We start from the raw sequence: 24,032 nt of genomic DNA, 5'->3' as shown, positions 1-24,032 counted from the left end.
TGTTTCTAACGTTCATGACGCTGTTTTTGAGTGCATTTATTGATGAGTCCGTCACACAAACATTTAATCCTGCGCAAAAAGCTCGTATAATCCTCGCCCCATAGAAATCCAAGTTAGGAAGCCCTAGTCGATTTATCGGCGATGTGAGAGCCCGCAATGAACCAAGTAGATACAAGAAAAGAAACCCTAGAATTCAACAAGCTTCAGAAACGTCTTAGAAGACATGTTGGAAATGCCATTACTGATTACAACATGATCGAAGAAGGCGATGTTGTGATGGCATGTATTAGTGGTGGTAAAGATTCATTCGCGATGCTTGATATCCTGTTGAACCTACAAAAGGCAGCGCCTATCAAGTTTGAAGTTGTCGCAGTTAACCTTGACCAGAAACAGCCAGGTTTCCCTGAGCATATTCTTCCAGACTACTTTGAAACGCTGAACATTCCTTACTACATCGTAGACAAGGACACTTACTCAGTGGTTAAAGAGAAAGTGCCAGAAGGCAAAACAACTTGTGGCCTATGTTCACGTCTTCGTCGTGGTACACTTTATTCGTTCGCAGAGAAGATTGGCGCGACTAAACTGGCGCTTGGTCACCACATGGATGACATTGTAGAAACAATGTTCTTGAACATGTTCCATGGCTCACGCCTTAAAGCGATGCCACCAAAACTTCGTTCAGATGATGGTCGTAACGTAGTTATCCGTCCACTGACTTACTGTCGTGAAAAAGACCTAATCAAATACGCAGAACATAAAGAGTTCCCAATCATTCCTTGTAACTTATGTGGTTCTCAAGAGAACCTTCAACGTCAATCGATTAAAGCGATGTTGATCGATTGGGATAAGAAAACACCTGGTCGCGTAGAAGCTATCTTCAAGTCAATCCAGAACGTAAGTCCAAGCCAGCTTGCTGACCGTGAACTCTTCGACTTTGTAAACCTACCATTAGATCGTGAAGGTAACCGCGAAGAATACGAATTCAGTGAAGCAGTGGTATCTTCGACAAACATCGACGAATCAATGTTTATCGATGTAACCAACATCTAATTCGAAAAGAGGAGGCGAAATAAGCCTCCTTTTTAATTTGCGTGCCTTAAGGCCGTGAACAGAATAAAAAATCCCCCAACAAGTGGGGGATTTTCATTTCTATATCATTTCAAAAACAAGCGCTGTTATGTCGCTGTATTCGGATCGAGCGGACTGATGTAACCGTTTGGTTTTAATGCCAGTACGTCGCAATTGATTTTATCAATCACATGCTCAGCAGTGTTACCAATAAACACCGCAGAAAGCCCAGTGCGACCAGTTGTACCAAGAATCACCATCGCTGCACTTAGTTTTTCTGCTGTTGCTGGGATAATATCTTCTGGTAAGCCTTGCTCGACGATCGTTTGCTCTTCATCAAGACCATGTTTCTGGCGAAGCGCTTTCATTGCGGTTAAATGATGCCCACGTACAGCGTCTGTATAGGTTGTAGGATCAAATTCCGGCAACTCAATTGTGATGTTGGCTGGCGTAACAGGGTACGCATTAACAAGGTACGGGTCGGCATCAAGTCGGTTACTGATTTCTTTAAGACGCTCTACCATCGAATCATTCAAGTCAATATGTGTTGGATTTTCCGAGCCTACGTGAACAGAAGCGAGTATCTTCGCATGCTCAGGCCAATCAGCGTTCTTAATTAAAAGTACAGGGATAGGGCACTTACGCAACAAATGCCAATCTGTAGGAGTGAAAATGACGGATTCTAGAACGTCGTGCTTACGCGTTCCTTTAATAACGATGTCGTGACCGCCAGCAAAGACTTCAGCGATGATCGCTTCATAGGGGCGATTATGCCAAACAACACAAACATCAAAGTCGAAGCTATCGTCTAAATACGGTTGGGCTATCTTACGCATCCATTGTTCACGTTGGTGGATAACACCGCGACGCATAGCATCTCTTTCATCGACCGACAGCATTGAGGTCATGTCATACGAAAAATCGTAGATTGACAGAAAGAAAGTGATTCGGCTTCTGGATACACTTTTTCGAGCGAGTTGAACCGCTCTTGCAAGTGCTGGCTGCTCATCATTATTGATGTCAGCAACAACAAGGATCTTACTGTATATACTCATATCTAAGCCCACTTATTATTGTAAAACCAAATACTGAATATAAAGTAAATCAGTATATTGGAGTACACAAGGTACATTTTTACTGTAGCTCAGTTTGAAGAAGAATTTGAGGACTTTCGAAGGGATTTTAGAAGAAATATGATGTAGCTCATTTTCGAGCTACATCAATTGATAGGGCAAATTAGTCTTTGCTAACGCCTGCAAGTTCCATCAATGCATCGTGATCTAAGATGGTGATGTACTTACCTTTTACGCTCAGAATTTCAGATTTCTGGAAGCGACCAAGTAAACGGCTAATGGTTTCTACCGTTAGACCAAGATAGTTACCAATGTCACCACGAGTCATGGTTAAACGAAATTCACGAGGACTAAAGCCGCGCTGGGAAAAACGTGTTGATAGGTTGTACAGGAATGCAGCAAGACGTTCTTCTGCATTCTTTTTAGAAAGAAGCAGAATCATTTCTTGGTCGCCTTTAATCTCGTTACTCATCAAACGCATGATTTGTTGGCGAAGCTTAGGCATTTTTCCTGATAGGTCATCAAGGATTTCGTATGGAATCTCACAAACCATAGAAGTTTCAAGCGCTTGAGCAAAACTTGGGTGTTGGTCACCTGTTATTGCGTCAAAACCTACAAGGTCACCAGCTAAGTGAAACGCAGTGATTTGCTCATCGCCTTGCTCTGTAATGGTGTAACTCTTTATCGTGCCAGAGCGGATAGCGTACAGAGATTTTAGCTCATCACCTGCTTTAAAAAGCTCTTGGCCTTTTTGGATCGGCTTTTTACGCTCGATGATTTGATCCAACTGATCCAGCTCAGACTCGTTTAGAGTGAACGGAATACACAGTTGGCTAATGCTACAATCTTGGCAATGAATCGCGCAACCACCTGATTGGATACGCTTTGTTGCAGGTTTTTCAGAAATCATAACAACCTTTCACTATTTGATATACATCAATATTTTATCACCGCTTACTTCTAAAGGGTAGCAAAAAAATTATTGAAAACGACTTTCATACTATATGAAACCGAGCATTCGCATAGCTCCGGCGGCAGTATACACGCCATAAGTTATTAAGATTAACGCTGAGATGTTTCTAAATATTAACGACTTTTGCAACTTCTGAAAGTGGCTCGCTCCGTATCCGATCGCGAGCATCGATGGAAGAGTACCAAGACCAAATGCCAGCATGATCATCCCGCCACTTAATGCGCTTCCTGACATTGCTGACCAAGTGAGAGCCGAGTACACTAAGCCGCACGGTAACCATCCCCAGATAAACCCAAACGGGAGGGCATGTAAAGGGTGTTTGAGTGGGAGTAGGCTCCTACCGGCAGGTGAAATCAATTTCCAAAGGGACTGCCCAAGTTTTTCAATAATCAGCAGGCCTTGCCACCATTTAGCAATATATAAAGCAACCAAAATCATGAATATAGCCGCAATAAAGCGGAGCCACGCTAATGATTGGGTTAATCCACTCAGTTCAGACAAGCCAGAAATAGCCCCACCAACCATTGCTCCAACACAACCGTAGCTAGCGAGGCGTCCAATATTGTAGAAGAGAGGGATAACGGGTGAAGGCTTAGTGTTTTTTGTGCCCATAGAGAGTAGTGACGCGATACCACCACACATCCCCATACAATGACCAGCCCCGACCAAGCCAATCATAAAAGCACCGATAAAATCTGGACTCATAGAGTAACGTTACGGTTTTTTGTTATTTGGTTTTTCATCTTCATCGAGAAGAATGTTGTGGCCTTGTCGCTCTAGATCTTCAAACTGATCACTGCGAACGGCCCATAGGAAAATAGCAACCGCCACACAGACCAAAACAATGGCGATAGGGATTAAAATGTAAAGACTTTCCATGTTAGCTCTCTTACTTTACTTCTCTTTAAGCAGTCGCAATGAGTTGGATACTACAATGATAGAACTCGCAGACATACCAACAACGGCAACATAAGGTGCGACAAGACCTGCAACTGCCAATGGCAAAATTAGCAGGTTGTAACCTAAAGACCAAGCCAAGTTTTCTCGGATTATCTTTCTTGTACGTATCGCAAGTAATCTTGCTTCTAATAGCTTCTCTAAATTATCGCCTAGAAGGGTCATATCTGCAGAAGCTTTGGCGACATCCGTACCACCACCCATCGCAACGGATAGGTGTGCACCTGCAAGAGTAGGTGCATCGTTAATGCCATCACCGACCATCATAGTGATGTCGTTTTTATCTAGTCCTTGAAGATACGCGAGTTTGTCTTCTGGTTTTGCTGAGGCGATCACATGGTCAATACCCATTTCGTTAGCGACTGGTTGAGCGTTTTGCAAAGAATCACCAGTCAATAGCGTTGTCTTGATACCTGCATCCGCAAAACGCTGGATGAATGCTTTGCTCTCTTTACGAATCGGGTCACGGTAATTGAAGGTTGCAACGTGTTTTTCGTCGACAGAGAGATAGACGGCGTTGCTTTCATCTCGGTTCTCACCAACCACAAAAGTAGCGCTGCCGATCTTTACTGTCTTATTGTTCCAATTACCTTGAATACCAGAACCAATGATGTTTTGAACATTACTTACAGTAACGTCTTCTTGACCAAACCCTGAGAATGCCCGAGCAATAGGGTGGTTTGCGTGCGCTTCAAGTGCCGATGCGATCGCAAGTGCTTCACCTTCGTTAAAGCTAGCGAAGGTTTGAGTTTGATTAATTTCGATGTCGCCTTTGGTCAGCGTACCTGTCTTATCTACGACAAGATGATTAATCTTACACAACGTTTCGAAAACATGGCCTTTACGTAGCAAAATACCAAAATTACCCATTCGAGAGGTTGCACAAGTTAGTGCGGTTGGCGTTGCTAAGGATAGGGCGCATGGACAAGTCGCTACCAAAACAGACAGCATAATCCAGAACGCATCATCAGGTTTGGTTTGGTGCCAGTAAAGCCACGTGCCAGCTGAAATGATTAGAATCGCGCCAACAAAATAACGAGCTACTACGTCGGCAATTTCAGCGATTTTAGGCTTAGAATGCTGAGCTTCATCTTGAAGACGAACGATATTAGAAATCATCGAATCTGCTTTTGAATTCGTCACTTCGAGATCGAAAGACTCCTCGCCATTCAATGTGCCCGCATAAACGGCATCTCCCGCCTTCTTAACTACATGAACAGACTCTCCGGTCAGCATAGACTCGTCGATATGGATACGACCAGAAATCACTTTGCCATCGGCAGGAATATGTTCGCCAGGAAGAACGCGAATGCGATCGCCGACCTTTAGTGTCTTAACTGGGATTTGTTCACCGTCTAACGTGGTGGCAATCGCAGGAATGAGTTTAAGAAGGTTACCGCTAGCAGCCGCGGCTTTGCGACGAGCACGCATTTCTAAGAATCGACCAACCAACAAGAAAAAAGTAAACATCGAGATGGATTCAAAGAATACTTCACCTTGCTCTGTCACCGTTGCGATTAGACTTGCCACATAAGCAAAGATTAATGCGATGGACACAGGAACGTCCATACCAAGCGTTCGTCCTCTAATACTTCGCCATGCATTGAGGTAAAAGGGAAGCGCAGAATAGAGCAGTACAGGAGTTGCGAAGATTAAGCTTACCCATCGGAAGTAGTTTTTAAACTCCGGCTCTAAATCGCCAAAAACTTCCAGATACAACGCCACTGCTAACATCATTACTTGCATGGTTGCAAGGCCTGCAATGCCTAAGCGATACAGGTATTGCTTCATTGTGTGGTGATATGCGGCTTCTTGTTTATCCGCTTCAAAAGGTGCAGCCTTATAACCGAGTTTGTGAATCACAGAGAGCAATTCGCTGAGACGAACTTGTGTTTTATCCCACGCAAGTAAAGCTCGGTTCGTGGTGGTATTTACACGGATTGACACTAAGCCTTTTACGCCCGAGACTTGCTTTTCGATTAGCCAAGCGCAAGCTGCGCAAGAAACGCCATCCAAGGAAAGCGTGACTTCAGAGGTGTTCTCATTATTACGAACAAACTCCGATTGAACTTCTTCATTATCATAATGAATCAGCGCTTGGAGCTGTTCCGGAACTAAATCTGCTTTTTCAGCTGGTGCAGTGCGGTATTGGTAGTAGGAGACGAGCCCACTCTCGACAATGGTCTGTGCCACAGTTTCACAACCCGGGCAACACATGTCGCGAATTTCACCCAATATTTCTACTTTGAAATCCGTGTTGGCTGGTACATCTTCACCGCAGTGATAACAGGATTTACACATAGACTTACTTCATTAATATTGTTGGTTGTGCAGGGAATTCAACTCGACCTTGAATCATCCATTCTTTGTTGTGTGGTTCAAGTTCAACAAACCAAGGACCTTGAATAGAGTCTTCTTGCGTCAAACGATAGTTGCCTTTCGCATCGGCAGTGAGAAGCTTAGTAAAATCACGGTCTGGCAACGTGCGGTGTGTAAACGTCGCGGTTAGCGCAGGGAAGTGCGGCAGTTCTCCTTTGTTAAAAGAGATAACTACCGTGTTATCATCTGATGAAACGGTAGCGTTAAGACCAAGGTCTCGAGCGACATTCATTTTACTGATGTCGATGTTGATACCTTTGCCTTTTTTATAGTAATCCTCAGCGACCAAAGATACCGAGTTGTTGGCGAATACGATCACAGTAACGATTGTCCAAATCACCACAGTTAGAGGTAGGATGATCAGGAACCACGGCCAAAATTGTTTATACCAAGGCTTTACCATAAAAAAGTTCTCAACAGCTAAATGAAAAAATGTAAGGCTTTAAATTTAAAGGAAAGACAGCCCCTATGAAAGGGGCTGTTATTGAAATGTTACTTATTGTCAGAGTTGCTTAAACTCCAGACGTATGCCGCGACAAGTTGAACTTTGTCTTCGCCTAGAATGTCCTTCCAAGCTGGCATCACACCAGAGCGACCGTTCATAACTGTTTCTGTTACTGCAGCGCGTGAATCGCCGAATAACCAGTCTTGGTCAGTTAGGTCAGGTGCACCTACAGCAGGGTTACCTTTACCATCTGTGCCGTGACAAGCTGCACACACTACAAAGCGAGCTTTACCAGCTTCCGCTTCACGTGCATTCACTTTACGACCAGATAGGCTTAGCGTGTAGCTTACTACTTCTTGAACACCTTGTTCGCCAAGTGCATCTTTCCACGCAGGCATCTGCCCGATACGGCCTTGCATGATAGTAGTAACAATAGCTGCTGGCTCGCCACCGTATAACCACGCGTCGTCAGTTAGGTTAGGGAAGCCTTTCTGACCGCGAGCATCAGAACCGTGACATTGCGAACAGTTCTGTAGGAACAAACGTTGACCAACTTTAAGCGCTTCAGGATCTTGCGCAATCTCAGGGATAGGGCGTAGACCTTCTGAATTATGAGCAAGTGCACGGAACGCTTCTCCGAAGTAAGCATCTGCATCATCAAGCTCTTTAGCATATTGGTTAAGCTGCTTGTTTTCTTGTGCTCGTGCGATGGCTTCTTTAGATTCTTCCAACGTACGTACGGTTTGATCTGAACTCTGCCAGTTGAGGACGCCTTTAAAGCTACCTAGACCTGGAAATAGAGTTAGATATACAGCTGCAAACACAAACGTGCTCACAAATAAGTATGTCCACCATTTTGGCAGAGGGTTGTTAAGCTCGCGAATACCATCGTACTCGTGGCCCATGTCTTCCCCTTCCTCGACGCCCATTTTATCTTTAGCGCACCAAGTCAAGAGGATCGCACAGCCTACCAGCGTACCGACAGTAATCACGATAATCCAGAGACTCCAGAATGTAGTCATTACTTCTTCACTCCTTGGTTATTTGGGGTCGTTTTTTGCTCTTCGTCTGCAAACACCAAGTTAGCATCTTCTTCGAAACGTGCTTTACGTTTCTTACCAAATGCCCACCATACGATGCCAATGAAACTCGCGAAGAGTACTACGGTATAAATACTATGAATTGTACCGAAATCCATGTAACCCCCTTACTTCATTGCATGACCAAGAGACTGAAGGTAAGCGATGATTGCATCCATCTCTGTTTTACCTTCTACATCTTTAGCCGCATTCGCGATTTGTTCATCCGTGTACGGAACACCGAACTGGTTGCGGAATACTTCTAGTTTCTTCTGCGTCAGTTTGCCGTCTAGTACGTTCTCTTCTAGCCAAGGGAAACCAGGCATGTTTGATTCAGGTACTAGTTCACGAGGATCAATAAGGTGAACACGATGCCACTCATCAGAGTAACGTCCGCCTACACGAGCCAAATCTGGACCAGTACGCTTAGAACCCCATAAGAATGGGTGTTCCCAAACACTTTCACCGGCTACAGAGTAGTGACCGTAGCGCTCTGTTTCAGAGCGGAAAGGACGAATCATCTGACTGTGACAAACGTTACAACCTTCACGGATGTAGATATCACGACCTTCCATTTCCAGAGGAGTGTAAGCGCGTAGGTTTTCTACAGGCTCCGTCGTTTGCTTCTGGAAAATTAGAGGAGTGATTTCTACGAGCGCACCCCAACTAATTGCAAAGACGATGAAAATTGCCAACAAACCGACATTACGTTCTAGGATTTCGTGGCGATTATTCGAATTATTACTCATTCTTTAATCTCCTTATGCCGGTTGAGGGATAGCTTTTAGGCTTTCTTTAGGCGCCGTTACTGTTTTGTACGTGTTGTATGCCATTAAGAACATACCGAATAGGAAGATGAAACCACCTAAGAAACGTACGAAGTAGAACGGGTAAGATGCTTCTACAGATTCTACAAAGCTGTAAGTCAGTGTGCCGTCAGAGTTAACTGCACGCCACATTAGGCCTTGCATCACACCAGAAATCCACATTGCTACGATGTAAAGAACTGTACCGATAGTTGCCAACCAGAAGTGAACATTGATTAGGCTAACAGAGTACATGCGCTCTTGACCAAATAGACGAGGAACAAGGTGATATACAGAACCAATGGAAACCATAGCAACCCAACCTAGAGCACCGGAGTGAACGTGACCAATGGTCCAGTCGGTGTAGTGAGATAGTGCGTTTACAGTCTTGATAGACATCATTGGACCTTCAAAGGTAGACATACCGTAGAAAGACAACGAAACGATTAGGAAACGTAGGATAGGGTCATAGCGAAGCTTATGCCATGCACCAGACAGCGTCATGATACCGTTGATCATACCACCCCAAGATGGAGCAAATAGAACCAAAGACATCACCATACCTAGAGACTGAGTCCAGTCAGGTAGTGCTGTGTAATGCAGGTGGTGAGGACCAGCCCAAATGTACAGAGAGATCAGTGCCCAGAAGTGAACAATAGATAAACGGTAAGAGTAAACAGGACGTTCAGCTTGTTTAGGGACGAAGTAGTACATCATACCAAGGAAACCAGCGGTTAGTAGGAAACCTACCGCATTGTGTCCATACCACCATTGAACCATCGCATCCACGGCACCGGAGTAAATCGAGTAAGATTTACCAAGCGATACTGGGATTGCCATACTGTTCACGATGTGAAGTACTGCTACTGTGAGGATAAAGGCCCCGAAGAACCAGTTAGCCACATAGATGTGAGACGTATTACGTTTGACCAATGTTCCAAAGAACACGACCGCGTAAGATACCCATACAATCGCGATTGCAATATCAATAGGCCATTCTAACTCAGCGTACTCCTTACCTGAGGTAAAACCTAAAGGTAGGGTGATTGCTGCGGCTAGGATAATTGCTTGCCATCCCCAAAAGGTGAAGGCAACGAGTGGGCCACCAAAAAGACGTGTTTGACAGGTGCGCTGAACAACATAATAAGATGTTGCGAACAGAGCACTGGTACCAAACGCAAAAATTACCGCATTAGTATGCAGTGGACGTAAACGACTGTACGTCAACCACGGCGTATCAAAGTTTAGCTGTGGCCAAACTAATTGAGCGGCAATCAAAACACCAACAGCCATACCAACTATGCCCCATAAAATGGTCACAAGGGTAAATTGGCGAACGACTGTATAGTTGTAGTTTTGTTCAAGCTGCTTTACTTGGCTCATTTGCATGCTTCCAATTTCTAATTAACTACACTTTACTTCCAACACGACTTGCGTCGTAACACCACCCAAGTAAACTCTAGAATTTAAGTGTTATCATCACTTTATTTCCATTGCTGACTTTAATAAAAAGTGGCATTTTCAGCGAGTCACTATACTTGAATTAACAATTCAATGACAGAGTAGTAACCTTACTAGGCCTCTGGAAATCATTTTTTATTTAAAAAGTTTGAAGTTTGTAACAAGGATATTAGGAATTATGGCTGCACAAAAGTTAACAAAGGCAAGACTTGCACAAATCTTAATCATGCTCAGTCTTTTAATTGGTGCATTTTTCTGGAGAACCTTTACTTATGAGACGAGTAGCGTTGTGGATTGTTCACAAAAACAACGATGTGATGTAACAATCGGAACAGAAAAAATCACGATAAACAAGGGTTCTGATGGCTTTTCGATCGAAAGCATAGAAAATGGCAGTATAAAAATTGATCTAAATCAATCTGGTGAATTTATAGATCTGTCGGATAAATATCGCCAGAGTAATTGGAGTGATATTTCTGAGACTCGAGTAATTAATTTCAAAATAAGCGAAAACATTGTCCAAGTTCATTTATAAATCAGATCTGACGCGAGATAATGACGCTTCTTTATACAATTATTACTTTATTGTCTAGCGCTATATTGTCGTAATGGTATAACGGTTAAAGATCACACAATAATTAAACTCGTATGCAGTGCCAATCATTATTTACTCATATTACAGACGAATATTTAGCGATTAAGAAATTTCGCACGGAACTCTTTGAAGAGAACCTCTCTCACCTCATCTGCTATTACACAGAGGAGTATGACTTCCGTGCTATTCAATCAGCGTTTCGAGAGCTGTTTCCTAAACAGTCTCTCCACGGTGCGAGCTCGTGTCAGGCAATTATGACCAACCAAGGTTACCATCGTGGACCAGTCATCGCCGTTCTGGCTATCTATGATTCGGGACCACATTCCTATGGTACTGGAATTTCGAAATGTGGTGATTCTGTCGATACTTATGTGGATGAAGCGCTGAACATGGCCTTATCTCATGCTAACCGGGTCGGCGAGGTACCCAACCTTATTCTTTTACATGCCACGCCAGGGAATGAAGAGGCTGTAATTGAAGCGATCGATCAGCGGTTTGGTACTTTGGTTCCCATTATTGGCGGCTCTTCTGCCGACAATAACATAGAAGGGAACTGGTCTATTATAACCACGCAAGGAAGTGAAAAAGCTGGCATTAGCTTAACACTATTTTATTCATCTCAACCTGTCGATATTGCGTTTAGTGCAGGGCATTCCCCAACGGATATTACGGGAACTGCAACGAAAACCCATAACCGATGTTTATTAGAAATTGACGGTGAGCCAGCACTAGATGTTTATCGAAGATGGACAAACCACCAAAATAATCAACCAGATAACGAACAATTTCTGTTTACTAATGCCAGTGCTTACCCGTTAGGTCGTGTTGCCGGGTACTTATATGAAAGGCCTTATTACAAGCTGTCCCATCCCATTCGCGAGACCTCACACGGTGGCATCGAGTTGTTCACAACTATCGAAGAAGGCGAGCAATTAACGCTAATGAAAGGGAGTAGGGAGCATCTAATTGCAAGAGCTGCAAGGGTTGTTAATGCCGCTTTTAATCAAAAATTAGAAGAGTCTCGAAAAATAGGTGTGATCAATATCTTTTGTGCTGGTCCTATGTTGCACTTAAAGCAAGATATAAACAGTGTTTGCGAACAAATTAACCAAGAATTAGAACACCTGCCTTTTATTTGCCCATTCACATTTGGTGAGCAAGGAAGATTCATTGGTGGTGAAAATGGACATGGAAACTTGATGATATCATCAGCGATTTTCCATAAACCTTATGAAAAATAAATATTTAGAGATATATCAACAAGAAGCGTTGCAAGAAGCGTTAGTCGAACTTAAAGAAGCAAGGCAACGAGAAAAACTTCTGGCAGATGAAAACAAAGCCATTCTATCTGCTATCTCTGCAATGAGTGAGGCTCGAAATCGACACGAGATATTTTCCGGCCTTAACAACGTACTTAAAAAGTACATCAATTTTGATGACTTCATCGTGATCACTCGAGACCATACTAGAGACGCATTTAAAACCTTAATCTCTACAAATAGTGTGTTCGATAACTTAGATTGGTTACAGGGTAGCGTTTCCGAGCGAGCTTTAAACGGTGAGTGTATTTTACTGTTTGAGCCGCTAAGGTTACGTGAGTTTGAAAACCTTAACAGCTTCATACAAAGCCATGTTAATTCAGTTGTCTTAACTGGGATTAGAACCGAGGTAACCCAAAATATCATCTTATTGATCGGTGCTCAAAAAGGGCATTTTAGCATCGAGAACAAAGAGACATTAAGACGCTTTAGCCCCTTAATTGAACGCGCTGTTATAGATATTGAAACCAAAGAGAAGTTACAACGTATCGTTGACGTGCGTACATCTCAACTCGCCAGAGCAAGAGAAGAAGCGGAAAAGGCAAACCAATCGAAATCTGAATTTCTTGCCATGATGAGTCATGAGATTCGAACGCCGTTAAACTCGGTATTGGGAATGTTAGATATACTGCGCCAATCCATGCTTACCGATGACCAGTCCGAAGTCCTTGATCAAATGGAATGCTCGGCAGAACTCCTATTAGCGATCATCAGTGACATCCTTGATTTATCTAAGATAGAGTCGGGCAGCTTTCAATTAAATGAACAGTGGGTTGATTTGAGTGACGCTGTAACATTTGTTATTTCCCAACAAAAACAAGTAGCTACCAGTAAAAATTTGAACTTTAATTTAAGCTTCGGATTAGAAAAAAGTAAACAATATTGGATAGATTCCACCAGGCTTTCTCAGGTGTTGTTCAACCTGATCGGGAATGCCATAAAGTTCACTGACTTTGGTGAAGTTAATGTTACGGTCGAAGAACAAAATAACGAACTTAAAGTTTCAGTTATGGATTCCGGTATAGGTATTCCAAAGGCAAAATTGAATCACTTATTTACTGCATTTCATCAAGGTGATGGATCAATCACGCGTCGTTTTGGTGGTACAGGTTTGGGGCTTGCAATTACCAAACATTTAGTGGAAATGATGCGTGGTTCGATTTCCGTGAGCAGTAAAGAAAATGTCGGGTCTCATTTCTCTATAAGGATTCCAGTTCTCACACGTAATAACCAAGAGCGCCCAGTAAAGATTGAAGCGAACAGACCATCGAAGGCTCTGAATATACTTATTGTCGAAGATACCGAATCAAATCAGTTGGTGATCAAACTGATTCTAAATAAGTTGGGACATAATGTTTGTATAGCAAACAACGGATCTGAGGCCATCAAATTCTTGGAGCAAAATAGCCAAGAACTCGACATGGTACTCATGGATGTTTCAATGCCGGTAATGGATGGCATAACTGCGACAAGACTTATCAGAAAAAAAAGGATTTCAATTCCCATCATTGCTCTGACAGCCCATGCGTTGGAGAGTGATAAGAGAATGTGTTTGAAGGCCGGAATGGATGGCTTCATTTCAAAGCCAGTTCGCAGGCAAGATATTTACGAAGTGATTCAGTCACTAGTAGAAACTGCATAGCTCCTTAATATAGATCTTAACAATCGCAAGATTATTAAGATCTATATTAAGTATTTTATGGTAAATCACCATTATGTTTAATGAACCTAACAACCGATGTCTGAATTTGAAATCTGAGAGGGATAGGAGACCAATGTAGAGAAGATTTGGCGTACGCCTGTAGCACATTTAACATAATATACATAATGCGCACTTAATCTGTTAGAGCAATTTAGTAATGTCCGGTTTTAGCCACTTTAAAATGTCCTCCTAAGATTAACAACATTGTTTGCTTTTGAGGCTTTAACCGATGTTGATTACGATGGGTGAAAAAGATATTTATCGATTTAAGGTTCTGTCTGACGTCCGTGAAAAGCGATTACGTCAAGTTGATGCTGCAGTTATTTTAAATGTGTCTGTTCGTCATATCCGGCGTTTACTCAATCGACTCTCCACTTTAGGAGCTCAAAGTCTCGCGCACGCAGCTCGTGGTCGTCCAAGTAACCGACGTTACTCTGAAGATTTTAAAATTGAAATACTTAAGATCATCCACAAGTATTATTCTGATTTCTCACCAACGCTCGCTCTAGAAAAACTCTCAGAGCAACACAACATCGCTGTATCTAAAGAGACTCTGCGTCAATGGATGATCGCCGACAGACTTTGGGTCACACACTCTAAACGCAAGCCCCGAGTTTACCAACCTCTTTACCGACGTGATTGTTTAGGCGAGCTCGTTCAAATTGATGGCTCTCACCACGATTGGTTTGAAGGATCGTGACGCCGTAACCTTATCTTATTCAGTTCTATTTATTACGACATTAAAAAAGCGACTTGATATAGTCGCTTCAAACTTTTTGTGACACTGTCGCTTCTTTATATCATGAGCGTCATCTTCCCTGGAGCACTCATTCTAATTGATGATAATGCTTCCGCCGATATCTGGACGTTAGCAAACCAAAATGGTTTGTGCTTTTCTGCAAATACTGCACTTCTTGATAATCCATCATAGATTGCATATGCCCTAGCCTGCGCTAATGCTGCGCCATAGACACTACGCTCTAAAATTGGTTTGCTTTCTATGTCTTCAAGAACGGCAACTTTTATATGCTCTACATTCTTCGGCCATTGAAAGTTTTCTAAAAGTCTTTTAGTCACCAGCGCTTCCATATCGACAATGACTTTAGGCAAGAAAGCGGAATTTGGTCGGACATCTGCACAGGCATAATACTCATCTTTCCTGTTCGTTTTTCTATAGTTCAGCATGACTTCAATGAGTGCGTCTTCAAACGTATCTGTGAAGTGATTAATCAATACGATGCTACCTAAGCTACGAAGCGTTCCGATCAAAACACCACAATCGGGATCTTGAACATCTGCCGATTCCAATCGCATTTTGGTGACGTTGGCAGTCAAAACCAATTGTTGCCAAAACTTGGGAGTCAGGATTTTAGTATTACTATCTGACCATCTCATCATTGGGCGCGTCATTAAAACTGGGAATAGTTTGCGGCAATTTTCAATTCCAAGGCGACCAATCGCGACTCTTGCATCTGAACTAGTTTTAGCAGCACTTCCTCGCTCACGCAGTCTTGAGTTTTCAATCAGGTCTATAATCGTTGAGCTTAGCTGATGGCTATTGTTAGCCAAGTCTGTCAGTTTTGAAAAGCTTAGAGATGGAGAATAGGCAAACGATGCGAACAGCTCAAATGCGGGTATAATGCTCGATAATTTATCAATTGGAAGCGTTTCAAGCTTTTTCATTAACATTCGATCGGCGACTTTCGATACATCGCTGATGACTTTTTGCAGTGTTTTCTGCTTGTCTTCCACAATTTGGCGCTTTTCTTTTACTCGCTCTTGTTCGCACATGAGAAGTATTCTTTGGTTGCGCGTGATTCTGTCTTCTTCACTAAAGATCACGTCGTCACAATATCGCCCCTGTAAACTAAGGAGCTTATCCACTTGTGACTGATCCACTTGGTGATTCATACTAGCTAGCCACTTGGCATGTCTAAGTTCGACTTCTTTCGATACCTTGACTGCGATGTCCATTGCTTCTGGTGTATAGTTTTTCTGCGTGAGCAACAAACTGCTATTCCTAACGTTGTTTTTATTTTCCTGTTGGCAAGTTTATCTATAAAGACACAAGCAGTAAATGGAATGTGACATTAATTCCACTTATAAATATATCCAAGTTATCGAAATATTATTAGTGAATGCTAATCACCCGTTGTTATGTGAAGTCGTATGTATTTTTCCGCAAACTTATAACGATATCGTTTACCAATTTTTAAGTTTGATTTTGCAAATTTACAAACGCTTTTATCACCACTTCCCTTTACTTTTTTAATCTTCGCAGTCTTACCTTTATGCTCCATCTCAATCATTAGGTCACAATAACCTTCATAGCTATCAAATCGTCTATTGGTCTTCTTTTGCAATTCTGTTTTAATTTTCTTTGCAATGGGGTTCGTCTCTGAATCATCGGCTTTCGCGGCTGATACCCCAATTAAAAAACAGATTAAAGTGACAGTGTATCGCATGGAGCTTCCTTATGATTCATAAAAGAAAAACTCTAACTTACTGACTTAATAGATATAAAACGGGGCGCAATTAATGCGCCCCATTTAACAAGAATAAGTAACTGATAGTTTTCTTAAGCTCTTTTTTTCCCTTTGCTTGACTTAAAGCCTTGATGAGGGAAGACGTTACGAATTCGCTGCTGCACTTTCTTCGGAACTTGTTTCGAAAAGGTCAAACGCATTCCTGTTCGCTGATTATAAACTTTCATCTCACCATCAAAAGGGTCATGCTCAGCAATGTCTTGCAAGTTGTGTTTAAAGGAAGGAGGAATATGACCTTTCACTTTTGTAATGTGCCCTTTCTCAAACGATATTTTTAAGACAGGTCTATCTACAGCGATAAGCCAAAAAATAACAACAGCAGCAATCAAGATTACATAAAGCATTTGATACTCCATTAACTAGACAATAGTTTATTTAAATCTTCTTTAATCGAGGTTACTTTTTGACTGGCCTTCTCACTGCGAGAAGCTTCTGAGAGTAAATATTCAATTGCGTCAGAGAGTGTACAACCTAACTCGTTCGCACGATTTGACAGTTTCTCCCAAACTCGATAGTCAAGATCAATCGATTTCTTTTTGGTATGAACTTGTTCAGCATTGAAATGGCGCTTACGCTTGGCACGAATTGCCTGTTTGAGTTTATTCTCTAACTCTTCAGACATATGATTTTCAATCCAAGCAAGCACTAAAGTTGGTTCATGTTCTAATTTTCGTAGTTCTGCAACGGCAGCATCCGCTTCACTGGTATCAATATACTTGGTGATCGACTCACCATCTTTCCATTTTTTGATCAGATATTTCCATTTCCAACCACACTCTAGATTTTCAAGCTGCTGATATTTCATCCTTTCGACCCTTAAAACACATCTGGTGACAGCGTAACCCAGATGTTGCTATACAGCAATTAAAACTCCATAAAGTATCGATGTTGATCACTCATTTGTCGAAGGTTTAATCATATGAATATTCAGTATTTTTATATTGCTCAAATTCTCGCTATGGAGTTATAGGACGTTTCGTTATAATGAACTCAACATTGAATTAAGACGATTATTAATGAACCAACTTGACTGGCAAGACGTAACTCCTTCATTTAAGCCATATGAAGCACTATTAGAAACCGCCCCATTTCTCCCTGCAAAGACGTTTACTGACCTACAACCTCGCTTGACGGCAACGTTGAGTCGATTTGCTCGGGTAAATGGCCTCACAAGAGTCCTACTCGTAAACTGCGCAGATAATGCAATTTACCGTGAATTCGTTCGAGAAGCTGTAATCGATATTGCGTCTTTGCCAGTGGTTTCAACAGAGTCTCTAGACGCAAAAGATCTATTTGATCGATATAGCGTCAATACTGAAGGTCAATCAACTTTCGAGAATGGCTTATTATCGAAGGCTCATGGTGGCTATCTAATCGTTCCTGCTAACCTCATTTTGGCAAACGCAGTAAGATGGCCGAGTGTGAAAGCTGCGATACAAGGGGAAGCTTTTGCTCCGATTAACTTAACCCCGAATCGTATTGCATCCTCTCCTTTTGTAGCTCAGCATTATGACGTTAAGTTGATCATCACAGGTGACCGAACTCAATTGGCAGAGATTGAGTTTGTAGATGGCGATTTTTCTACGGGAATGACTATGTACACCGAAGTAGAAGAAGATATTCACATCTCTGAGCGTAGCCTCGCTCTTTATTTCGGCTTAGTGAATTGGATATGTAAAAAATATCAGCACCCTAGTTTGGACGATTCGGCATTTAAACGCTTAATGCTTGCCGGTATGCGTTATACGGAAGATCAACATTACCTACCTCTTGGTGTTCTTTGGCACAATCAATTGATTAGTTTAGCCAGTCAATATACTGAATGTGACACTATCAATTTTACATCGATTGATGCTGCCATTGATGACAAATACTATCGTGAGTCATATCTACCACAACGCGCCGTTGACGACATTCTTGATGGGCAAGTGATCATTGAAACTACCGGTGAACAAGTTGGGCAGATCAATGGCCTAACCGTTATTGATATGGCCGGACACCCTGTTTCTTACGGAGAGCCCGCTCGCATTTCGTGTGTGATTCATTTTGGTGATGGTGACATCTCCGACGTTGAACGAAAAGCGGAATTAGGCGGTAACTTGCACGCCAAAGGTATGATGATCATGCAAGCATTCTTGAGCTCGGCGTTAAACCTTGATGAGCCTCTGCCATATTCTGCATCTATTGTATTTGAGCAATCTTACAGTGAGGTTGATGGCGATAGCGCCTCATTAGCGGAATTGTGCTGTTTGGTGAGTGCCCTGTCTGAGTCTCCCGTTGACCAACAAATTGCGGTTACCGGCGCGGTTGACCAATTTGGCCGTGTCCAAGCCGTTGGCGGCTTAAATGAAAAAATCGAAGGTTTTTACCAAGTCTGTAAGCACCAAGGCTTTACCGGGGAGCAAGGGGTTATTTTACCTAAGTCAAACCTTAAACACCTTGCGCTACACAAAGATGTAATAGAAAGCATTAAAAATGGCGAGTTCCATATTTGGTCGGTTTCTACGGTAGATGAAGCTATCCCAATTCTGATGTCGAAGCCATTCCGTGGTGAAGATGACAGCATCATTGGCAAGATCGCCGAACGTATTGAAAACTTTGAAAGACATGAGCATCCTTTAGGAATTGTGGAGCGCATCAAAAACTGGTTTGTCTAGTACTGATCGGAGTTGTTTAGCGTACACGTGTTCACTAAGATGCAGCTATCAAAAATTGGAGTAATTGATAATGCAAAACAAACGTGATTCTTATAACCGTGATGATCTTTTAGCCTCTAGCCAAGGAGAGCTGTTTGGTCCTGGTTATCCGCAGCTTCCTGCGCCGAACATGCTAATGATGGATCGCATCAGTAAAATGTCTGAAACTGAAGGGGATTTCGGTAAGGGTTTGATCCTTGCAGAGTTGGACATTACTCCGGATCTTTGGTTCTTTGATTGCCACTTCCCTGGCGACCCAGTAATGCCAGGTTGTCTTGGTCTAGATGCAATGTGGCAACTGGTTGGTTTCTTCCTCGGTTGGGTTGGCGGCAAAGGTAAAGGTCGTGCTCTAGGTGTCGGCGAAGTTAAATTTACTGGTCAAATCCTACCAACAGCGAAAAAAGTAACGTACGAAATCCACATGAAACGCGTTGTTAACCGCAAGCTTGTAATGGGCTTAGCTGATGGTCGTGTATGTGTTGATGGTAAAGAGATCTACGTTGCGAAAGATTTGAAAGTTGGTTTATTCCAAGATACTTCTAGCTTTTAATCTCCTGCTTACAGATTATTCTTAAGGCTCCTTTTTGGGGCCTTTTTCATTTCTACATTCATCCTCGTTACAAATGTAGAAAAGGCTCTTAAAGAGCCTTTTCAAATCCTTCTGTTTGTATGTGGAGAGTTATTTGTAGAGACCAGATTGTTTTTCATCTCTGGCATCACGCCAACCACCTAACCAATATGACCGAGCATCAATTTGTTGATACGGACAAGCCTCTTGAGACCTCCCATTCAACCCAGCTTTATAGCCTTGAGATTGAGCTCGTTCTAGGCGATCACGCTTTTGTCTCTTCATAGTTAATTCCTCATACAGGTCCATTTACTAACGTACAGCTGATATTGTGAAACTTTGATGGAGCTTTTATGACTCCACTTATAAGAATCGATCAATTTGAGGATTTTCTCAAGGCATAAAAAAACAGAGGCTCATTTCTGTGAGCCTCTGCTTGATTTAAAAAATACTGACTATTTTCTACGGAACCCGAACAAACCTAGCATGGTCAAAGCCAACCAACCTAGACCCGCACCTTGTCGTTCTGCCGAATCTTCTTCAACGCTACGCGTTTCAATATCAGCAGCCGTTGCCCCAGCAATTGGAACTAGCTTAACGGCAACGATCTTCTCTTCACCATCACATGACGAGTTATGCGAGGTCGTTTTATAGCCACCACTACACATCATCGCTGTACCGGAAATTACGCCTGCATCGTTGATGTCCGTAGCATTAATGATACGGAATGCATTGTTCTCATCAGAGTGATCACCACCATTCGTTAAGTTATCTAAGAACCATGGCTTACCATCAAATAGTGTTGTAGAACGATCACTTGTCAGCTGTCCATCTTGGGTATACGGATAAATGAAACCACGTTTACGGCGAGGTTTACCATCATCTTCACGAGTGGCCTCTGCATCTAACTGACCCACAATTTCATTGTAAGCGTTAATACCACCCATGTGACCACCGGCGCCACTGAAGAAAATCCCTGTTGTTGGATAAAACGCACTAACAGACTCAGCACTCACGTTATCAACGATAAACAATCGATTAGGAGCAGAGCCTGTTGGCATTAAATAACCACCGGAACGTTTTGCTTCACCAATGGCGACAAAATTGTCATTGACGTCGGTTAAGCGAGAGTTTGAATGGACTGTATCACCATCTATACGTTGCTGTGCACCACTAACTTGTTTATTTTCCCAAGTAACGCCTGCGATAGAACCTGCTGTCGGCAATGTACCAACAAAGACAGTCGCATTCATGTAGTTGTCATCAGAGTAAGTGTTGTAACCGACACCGTATACAATACTTCCATCCTCAACAACACCACGCATGCTGCCTTGCGCTAAACGCTCGCCGTCTTTGGAAGTGTTGCTAGGCCAATCAACCTGACTTACCGTGCCAGTTGCATCCCAAATTGCCGCTTTTGAGGTATGGTGTGTACCATTATCGTTGGTTGCTTGTTCTGAGATGCTACCCACTGTAAATGTGTCATCGGTGCGCCATGCTCGGCTCGCAACAACGACAGCCTCATCACTACTTGGTACGATAGTTGGAGGCACTGGAGCTACTACCGTGTTTCTTGTTTCCAATTCAGAAGAGTCAGCATCGCTTACTACACTTTGGTTGCCAACGGGTTGACCATCAGCAGTAAGACTATTGATTACATTGTTGTATTTGTTTTCGTAAGCGTTTTCATCGCCTTCGACGAATGCAAAAGCATTTGTTGTAAAGTCTTTACTTAGCTCTTTACTCCATGGCTGCCAATGAACTGATGCCCAGGACTCACATGTTGAATAACGACGTTCGTTGTAACAATAGCGTTCGAAGTCGTCATATTCTTGTACATAATAGAAGCCAGAGTCCATCGCAAAAGGCACTTCCTCTCGGTAGCTAACACCATCAACGGCTTCACTTGCAGATAACGGTGTTGTACGAGTCTCGAGAGCCAGCTTGAATTGTTCTGCTGTACACCCTGCTGAATCGTTGAAACAACCTAAGGCATACGGAGCATCTGTACCAGGGTTTTCTACATCCCCCTGTTGGATCGCGACACCATAAGCTGTTGAGTAATCAATATTGTCCCCGTTGACTCCAGGATCCACCTCAACCACTTGATACAATGCTGCATTCGCATTCATTGCCGTGCCAACCATCATCGCGACGGCGGTCAATTTGAATTTGTTACTACAATTCATCGAATTCTTAACTGTCCTGTTGCATTGCTTCGAGTTCTTCCCATCTCTCGAATGCGATTTCCAACTCCTGCTCTACAGCAGTGAGCTGTTCCAATACCGGTTGAGTTTCTTCTACAGATTTGGCAAAAAACGATGGGTCATTCACCTGTTCTTGTAGTGCCTCAATATCCGACTCTAATTGTTCTAGTTTAGCTGGAAGAGCTTCTAATTCTCTTTGCAGCTTATACGATAACTTCTTCGAGTTGTTCTTAGGTTGCGTAGTTTTGGGAGTTTCCTCAACCACTTTCTCTTTCTTCGCTGTTTTTTCAACCGAGCTGCGCGAAGCGAGAGCTTGTTCACGTTGCTGTCTTGCATCGTGATAACCACCAACAAACTCCTCGATTATGCCGTTACCTTCAAAAATCCAACTGGTCGTTACTGTGTTGTCGACGAATTCACGATCGTGGCTAACTAATAGTAACGTACCCTGATAATTGGCAAGCATTTCTTCTAAAAGTTCCAACGTTTCGATATCCAAATCGTTAGTTGGTTCATCAAGAATAAGTAAATTGTTTGGTTTCAACAATATACGAGCAAGTAACAAACGGTTCTTTTCACCACCTGAAAGTGCTTTAACTGGCGTTCTAGCACGCTTCGGAGCAAACAAGAAATCCTGTAAATAACTCAATGCGTGACGCTGGCGACCACCAACCATCACTTCTTGTTTGCCGTCTGCTAGGTTATCGATAACCGTTTTTTCAGGATCGAGAATTTCTCGGTACTGGTCGAAGTAAGCCACCTCGAGTTTTGTACCGCAATGCAAACGGCCGCCTTGAGTTTCTAACTGACCTAATAGCAGCTTGAGCACGGTACTTTTACCGCAGCCGTTAGGACCAATTAGTGCAATACGATCGCCGCGCATAATGTTGAAGCTGAAGTTATCAACGATATTTTTACCGTCAAAAGCAAAAGAGATATTCTCTGCTTCAAAGACAATCTTGCCTGAACGAGAGGCATCATCGATGTTTAAGTTTACCTTACCCTGAACTTCACGGCGGTCACTGCGTTCTTCACGTAATTTTTTTAGAGCTCTTACTCGGCCTTCGTTACGAGTTCGACGTGCTTTAATGCCCTGTCGAATCCACACTTCTTCTTGAGCAAGTTTTTTGTCGAATTCTGCATTTTGCATTTCTTCAACACGAAGCATCTCTTCCTTCTCTACAAGGTAGTTCTCGTAATCTCCAGGGAATGATGCTAATTGACCGCGGTCGAGATCGACAATACGCGTTGCCATTGACTTGATAAACGTGCGGTCGTGCGAAATAAAGATGATCGAACCTTTAAAGTCTTTGAGGAAGCCTTCTAACCACTCAATGGTGGTCACATCAAGGTGGTTGGTCGGTTCGTCCAAAAGCAATACATCTGGATCGCATACAAGCGCACGCGCAAGTGCGGCTTTACGTTGCCAACCACCGGACAAATCCGTCAATTTTGTTTCGGGACTCAGCTTGAGAGCGCCCAAAACGTTATTAACGCGGTCATCAAAACGCCAAGCGTTCAAGTGGTCGAGTTGTTCTTGCACTTTTGCAAGACGATTAATGTTCTTTTCGCTCGGGTCATGCGTAACAAGATCAAGAAGATCATGGTAGATCTTGAGTAAATCGCCGACTTCTGCCAACCCGCCAGACACGAATTCGTAAACCGTGCCCTCTTGGTTACGAGGGGGATCCTGTTCTAAACGCGAAACCACCACATCTTGAGTCACTTGAATTTTGCCATCATCAAGCAAAATGTCTCCAGCGAGTACTTTCATCAAAGTTGATTTACCAGCACCATTTCGCCCTACTAAACAAACCCGTTCGTTTTCTTGTAGAGCAAATTCTGCTTTATCAAGCAGTGGATGGTCCCCAAATGCAAGTTGTGCATTATGAATGGTAAGTAATGCCATTATTTTCCAACCAATTTTTGAGTTGTTCCAAGTTAAACGGCCAGTTCAACTCAGAATTTTGATATTTTAATACAGGAATTGTGACGCCGTAACGCGAGAAGAGTTCATCATCTAGTGCAATATCGACAATGTTTGTGTGTTCGGCGAGACCTGCCTGACCCATAAGGTCATATGCCATCTCACAGAGATGGCATCCTTCAGTGCTGTATAGTGTGAACGCTTGTAACATCCTTTTATCTTTAATCCTTT

25 protein-coding genes are annotated in these 24,032 nt (G+C 42.7%); 7 read left to right on the top strand and 18 right to left on the bottom strand.

Annotated features, from left to right (window positions below):
* Nucleotides 1-156 precede the first annotated feature (156 nt).
* The gene (gene ttcA, locus C1S73_RS02230; protein ID WP_038872920.1) at nt 157-1,050 is read left to right on the top strand and encodes a tRNA 2-thiocytidine(32) synthetase TtcA; all 894 of its coding nucleotides are present in this window, start codon (nt 157-159) and stop codon (nt 1,048-1,050) included.
* Nucleotides 1,051-1,175: 125 nt separating this feature from the next.
* Here ttcA and uspE read toward each other — a convergent pair whose 3' ends face one another.
* The 10 genes from uspE to ccoN all read right to left on the bottom strand — a co-directional run bounded on the left by uspE (nt 1,176) and on the right by ccoN (nt 10,163).
* Nucleotides 1,176-2,123: a universal stress protein UspE gene (gene uspE, locus C1S73_RS02225; RefSeq protein WP_038872922.1), complete on the bottom strand. Its 948-nt coding sequence runs from the start codon at nt 2,121-2,123 to the stop codon at nt 1,176-1,178.
* A 181-nt stretch (nt 2,124-2,304) separates the two neighbouring features.
* The gene (locus C1S73_RS02220) at nt 2,305-3,051 is read right to left on the bottom strand and encodes an FNR family transcription factor (RefSeq protein WP_038872924.1); all 747 of its coding nucleotides are present in this window, start codon (nt 3,049-3,051) and stop codon (nt 2,305-2,307) included.
* Between the two features lie 90 nt (nt 3,052-3,141).
* Nucleotides 3,142-3,819 (bottom strand): sulfite exporter TauE/SafE family protein, encoded by a 678-nt coding sequence (locus tag C1S73_RS02215; protein WP_038872927.1) that lies wholly within the window; start codon nt 3,817-3,819, stop codon nt 3,142-3,144.
* Between the two features lie 9 nt (nt 3,820-3,828).
* Nucleotides 3,829-3,993, bottom strand: coding sequence for a cbb3-type cytochrome oxidase assembly protein CcoS (gene ccoS / locus C1S73_RS02210; RefSeq protein ID WP_010447939.1), 165 nt, complete (start codon nt 3,991-3,993; stop codon nt 3,829-3,831).
* Between the two features lie 15 nt (nt 3,994-4,008).
* On the bottom strand, nt 4,009-6,372 hold the full coding sequence (locus tag C1S73_RS02205; RefSeq protein WP_038872930.1) for a heavy metal translocating P-type ATPase: 2,364 nt from the start codon (nt 6,370-6,372) through the stop codon (nt 4,009-4,011).
* Nucleotides 6,373-6,376: 4 nt separating this feature from the next.
* The gene (locus tag C1S73_RS02200; RefSeq protein WP_038872933.1) at nt 6,377-6,853 is read right to left on the bottom strand and encodes a FixH family protein; all 477 of its coding nucleotides are present in this window, start codon (nt 6,851-6,853) and stop codon (nt 6,377-6,379) included.
* An 89-nt stretch (nt 6,854-6,942) separates the two neighbouring features.
* Nucleotides 6,943-7,917 (bottom strand): cytochrome-c oxidase, cbb3-type subunit III, encoded by a 975-nt coding sequence (ccoP, locus tag C1S73_RS02195; RefSeq protein ID WP_038872936.1) that lies wholly within the window; start codon nt 7,915-7,917, stop codon nt 6,943-6,945.
* On the bottom strand, nt 7,917-8,093 hold the full coding sequence (locus C1S73_RS02190; RefSeq protein ID WP_009706108.1) for a cbb3-type cytochrome oxidase subunit 3: 177 nt from the start codon (nt 8,091-8,093) through the stop codon (nt 7,917-7,919). Before C1S73_RS02190 ends, ccoP begins: the two co-directional genes overlap by 1 nt.
* A gap of 9 nt (nt 8,094-8,102) precedes the next feature.
* The gene (gene ccoO / locus C1S73_RS02185; RefSeq protein ID WP_038872939.1) at nt 8,103-8,723 is read right to left on the bottom strand and encodes a cytochrome-c oxidase, cbb3-type subunit II; all 621 of its coding nucleotides are present in this window, start codon (nt 8,721-8,723) and stop codon (nt 8,103-8,105) included.
* Nucleotides 8,724-8,735: 12 nt separating this feature from the next.
* Nucleotides 8,736-10,163 carry a cytochrome-c oxidase, cbb3-type subunit I gene (ccoN, locus tag C1S73_RS02180; protein WP_033006505.1) on the bottom strand — a complete coding sequence of 476 codons (1,428 nt, stop codon included), beginning with the start codon at nt 10,161-10,163 and terminating at the stop codon, nt 8,736-8,738.
* Between the two features lie 256 nt (nt 10,164-10,419).
* Here ccoN and C1S73_RS02175 point away from each other — a divergent pair, with 256 nt between their 5' ends.
* From C1S73_RS02175 to C1S73_RS02160, 4 genes are all read left to right on the top strand, one after another.
* Nucleotides 10,420-10,776, top strand: a complete 357-nt coding sequence (locus C1S73_RS02175) for a hypothetical protein (RefSeq protein WP_038872941.1) — start codon at nt 10,420-10,422, stop codon at nt 10,774-10,776.
* A 113-nt stretch (nt 10,777-10,889) separates the two neighbouring features.
* On the top strand, nt 10,890-12,077 hold the full coding sequence (locus C1S73_RS02170; protein WP_038872944.1) for an FIST signal transduction protein: 1,188 nt from the start codon (nt 10,890-10,892) through the stop codon (nt 12,075-12,077).
* Nucleotides 12,067-13,797, top strand: coding sequence for an ATP-binding protein (locus tag C1S73_RS02165; protein ID WP_038872946.1), 1,731 nt, complete (start codon nt 12,067-12,069; stop codon nt 13,795-13,797). The genes C1S73_RS02170 and C1S73_RS02165 overlap by 11 nt, the downstream gene beginning before the upstream one ends.
* 289 nt (nt 13,798-14,086) lie before the next feature.
* Entirely contained in the window at nt 14,087-14,557 is a 471-nt protein-coding gene (locus C1S73_RS02160) for a helix-turn-helix domain-containing protein (protein WP_081634806.1), read from the top strand.
* Nucleotides 14,558-14,652: 95 nt separating this feature from the next.
* Here the strand turns inward: C1S73_RS02160 and C1S73_RS02155 are convergent, their stop codons facing one another.
* From C1S73_RS02155 to matP, 4 genes are all read right to left on the bottom strand, one after another.
* The gene (locus C1S73_RS02155; RefSeq protein ID WP_038872948.1) at nt 14,653-15,867 is read right to left on the bottom strand and encodes an HDOD domain-containing protein; all 1,215 of its coding nucleotides are present in this window, start codon (nt 15,865-15,867) and stop codon (nt 14,653-14,655) included.
* Nucleotides 15,868-15,998: 131 nt separating this feature from the next.
* A complete protein-coding gene (locus C1S73_RS02150) occupies nt 15,999-16,322 on the bottom strand; it encodes a hypothetical protein (RefSeq protein ID WP_038872950.1) in 324 nt (107 codons plus the stop codon).
* Nucleotides 16,323-16,435: 113 nt separating this feature from the next.
* Nucleotides 16,436-16,747, bottom strand: coding sequence for a DUF3634 family protein (locus tag C1S73_RS02145; RefSeq protein WP_038872952.1), 312 nt, complete (start codon nt 16,745-16,747; stop codon nt 16,436-16,438).
* 11 nt (nt 16,748-16,758) lie between these two features.
* On the bottom strand, nt 16,759-17,208 hold the full coding sequence (matP, locus tag C1S73_RS02140) for a macrodomain Ter protein MatP (RefSeq protein WP_038872954.1): 450 nt from the start codon (nt 17,206-17,208) through the stop codon (nt 16,759-16,761).
* A 211-nt stretch (nt 17,209-17,419) separates the two neighbouring features.
* On the opposite strand from matP, the gene C1S73_RS02135 reads away from it, so the two are divergent.
* Complete coding sequence (locus C1S73_RS02135) at nt 17,420-19,060, top strand: S16 family serine protease (protein ID WP_038872956.1); 1,641 nt, start codon at nt 17,420-17,422, stop codon at nt 19,058-19,060.
* A gap of 70 nt (nt 19,061-19,130) precedes the next feature.
* The gene (gene fabA, locus C1S73_RS02130; protein WP_038872958.1) at nt 19,131-19,649 is read left to right on the top strand and encodes a bifunctional 3-hydroxydecanoyl-ACP dehydratase/trans-2-decenoyl-ACP isomerase; all 519 of its coding nucleotides are present in this window, start codon (nt 19,131-19,133) and stop codon (nt 19,647-19,649) included.
* 129 nt (nt 19,650-19,778) lie between these two features.
* On the opposite strand, the gene rmf is transcribed toward fabA, so the two are convergent.
* From rmf to C1S73_RS02110, 4 genes are all read right to left on the bottom strand, one after another.
* A complete protein-coding gene (gene rmf, locus C1S73_RS02125) occupies nt 19,779-19,952 on the bottom strand; it encodes a ribosome modulation factor (RefSeq protein ID WP_005532367.1) in 174 nt (57 codons plus the stop codon).
* A 170-nt stretch (nt 19,953-20,122) separates the two neighbouring features.
* Nucleotides 20,123-21,856 carry a DUF3466 family protein gene (locus tag C1S73_RS02120; protein WP_038872960.1) on the bottom strand — a complete coding sequence of 578 codons (1,734 nt, stop codon included), beginning with the start codon at nt 21,854-21,856 and terminating at the stop codon, nt 20,123-20,125.
* Nucleotides 21,857-21,863: 7 nt separating this feature from the next.
* Nucleotides 21,864-23,783 carry an ABC transporter ATP-binding protein gene (locus tag C1S73_RS02115; RefSeq protein ID WP_038872963.1) on the bottom strand — a complete coding sequence of 640 codons (1,920 nt, stop codon included), beginning with the start codon at nt 23,781-23,783 and terminating at the stop codon, nt 21,864-21,866.
* Nucleotides 23,761-24,012 (bottom strand): glutaredoxin family protein, encoded by a 252-nt coding sequence (locus C1S73_RS02110; protein WP_038872965.1) that lies wholly within the window; start codon nt 24,010-24,012, stop codon nt 23,761-23,763. The genes C1S73_RS02115 and C1S73_RS02110 overlap by 23 nt, the downstream gene beginning before the upstream one ends.
* Between the last annotated feature and the right edge of the window lie 20 nt (nt 24,013-24,032).

It is taken from the genome of Vibrio jasicida 090810c (genome assembly GCF_002887615.1).
GTDB classification, from domain to species: domain Bacteria; phylum Pseudomonadota; class Gammaproteobacteria; order Enterobacterales; family Vibrionaceae; genus Vibrio; species Vibrio jasicida.
This window is presented reverse-complemented; position numbering and strand designations above follow the sequence as displayed.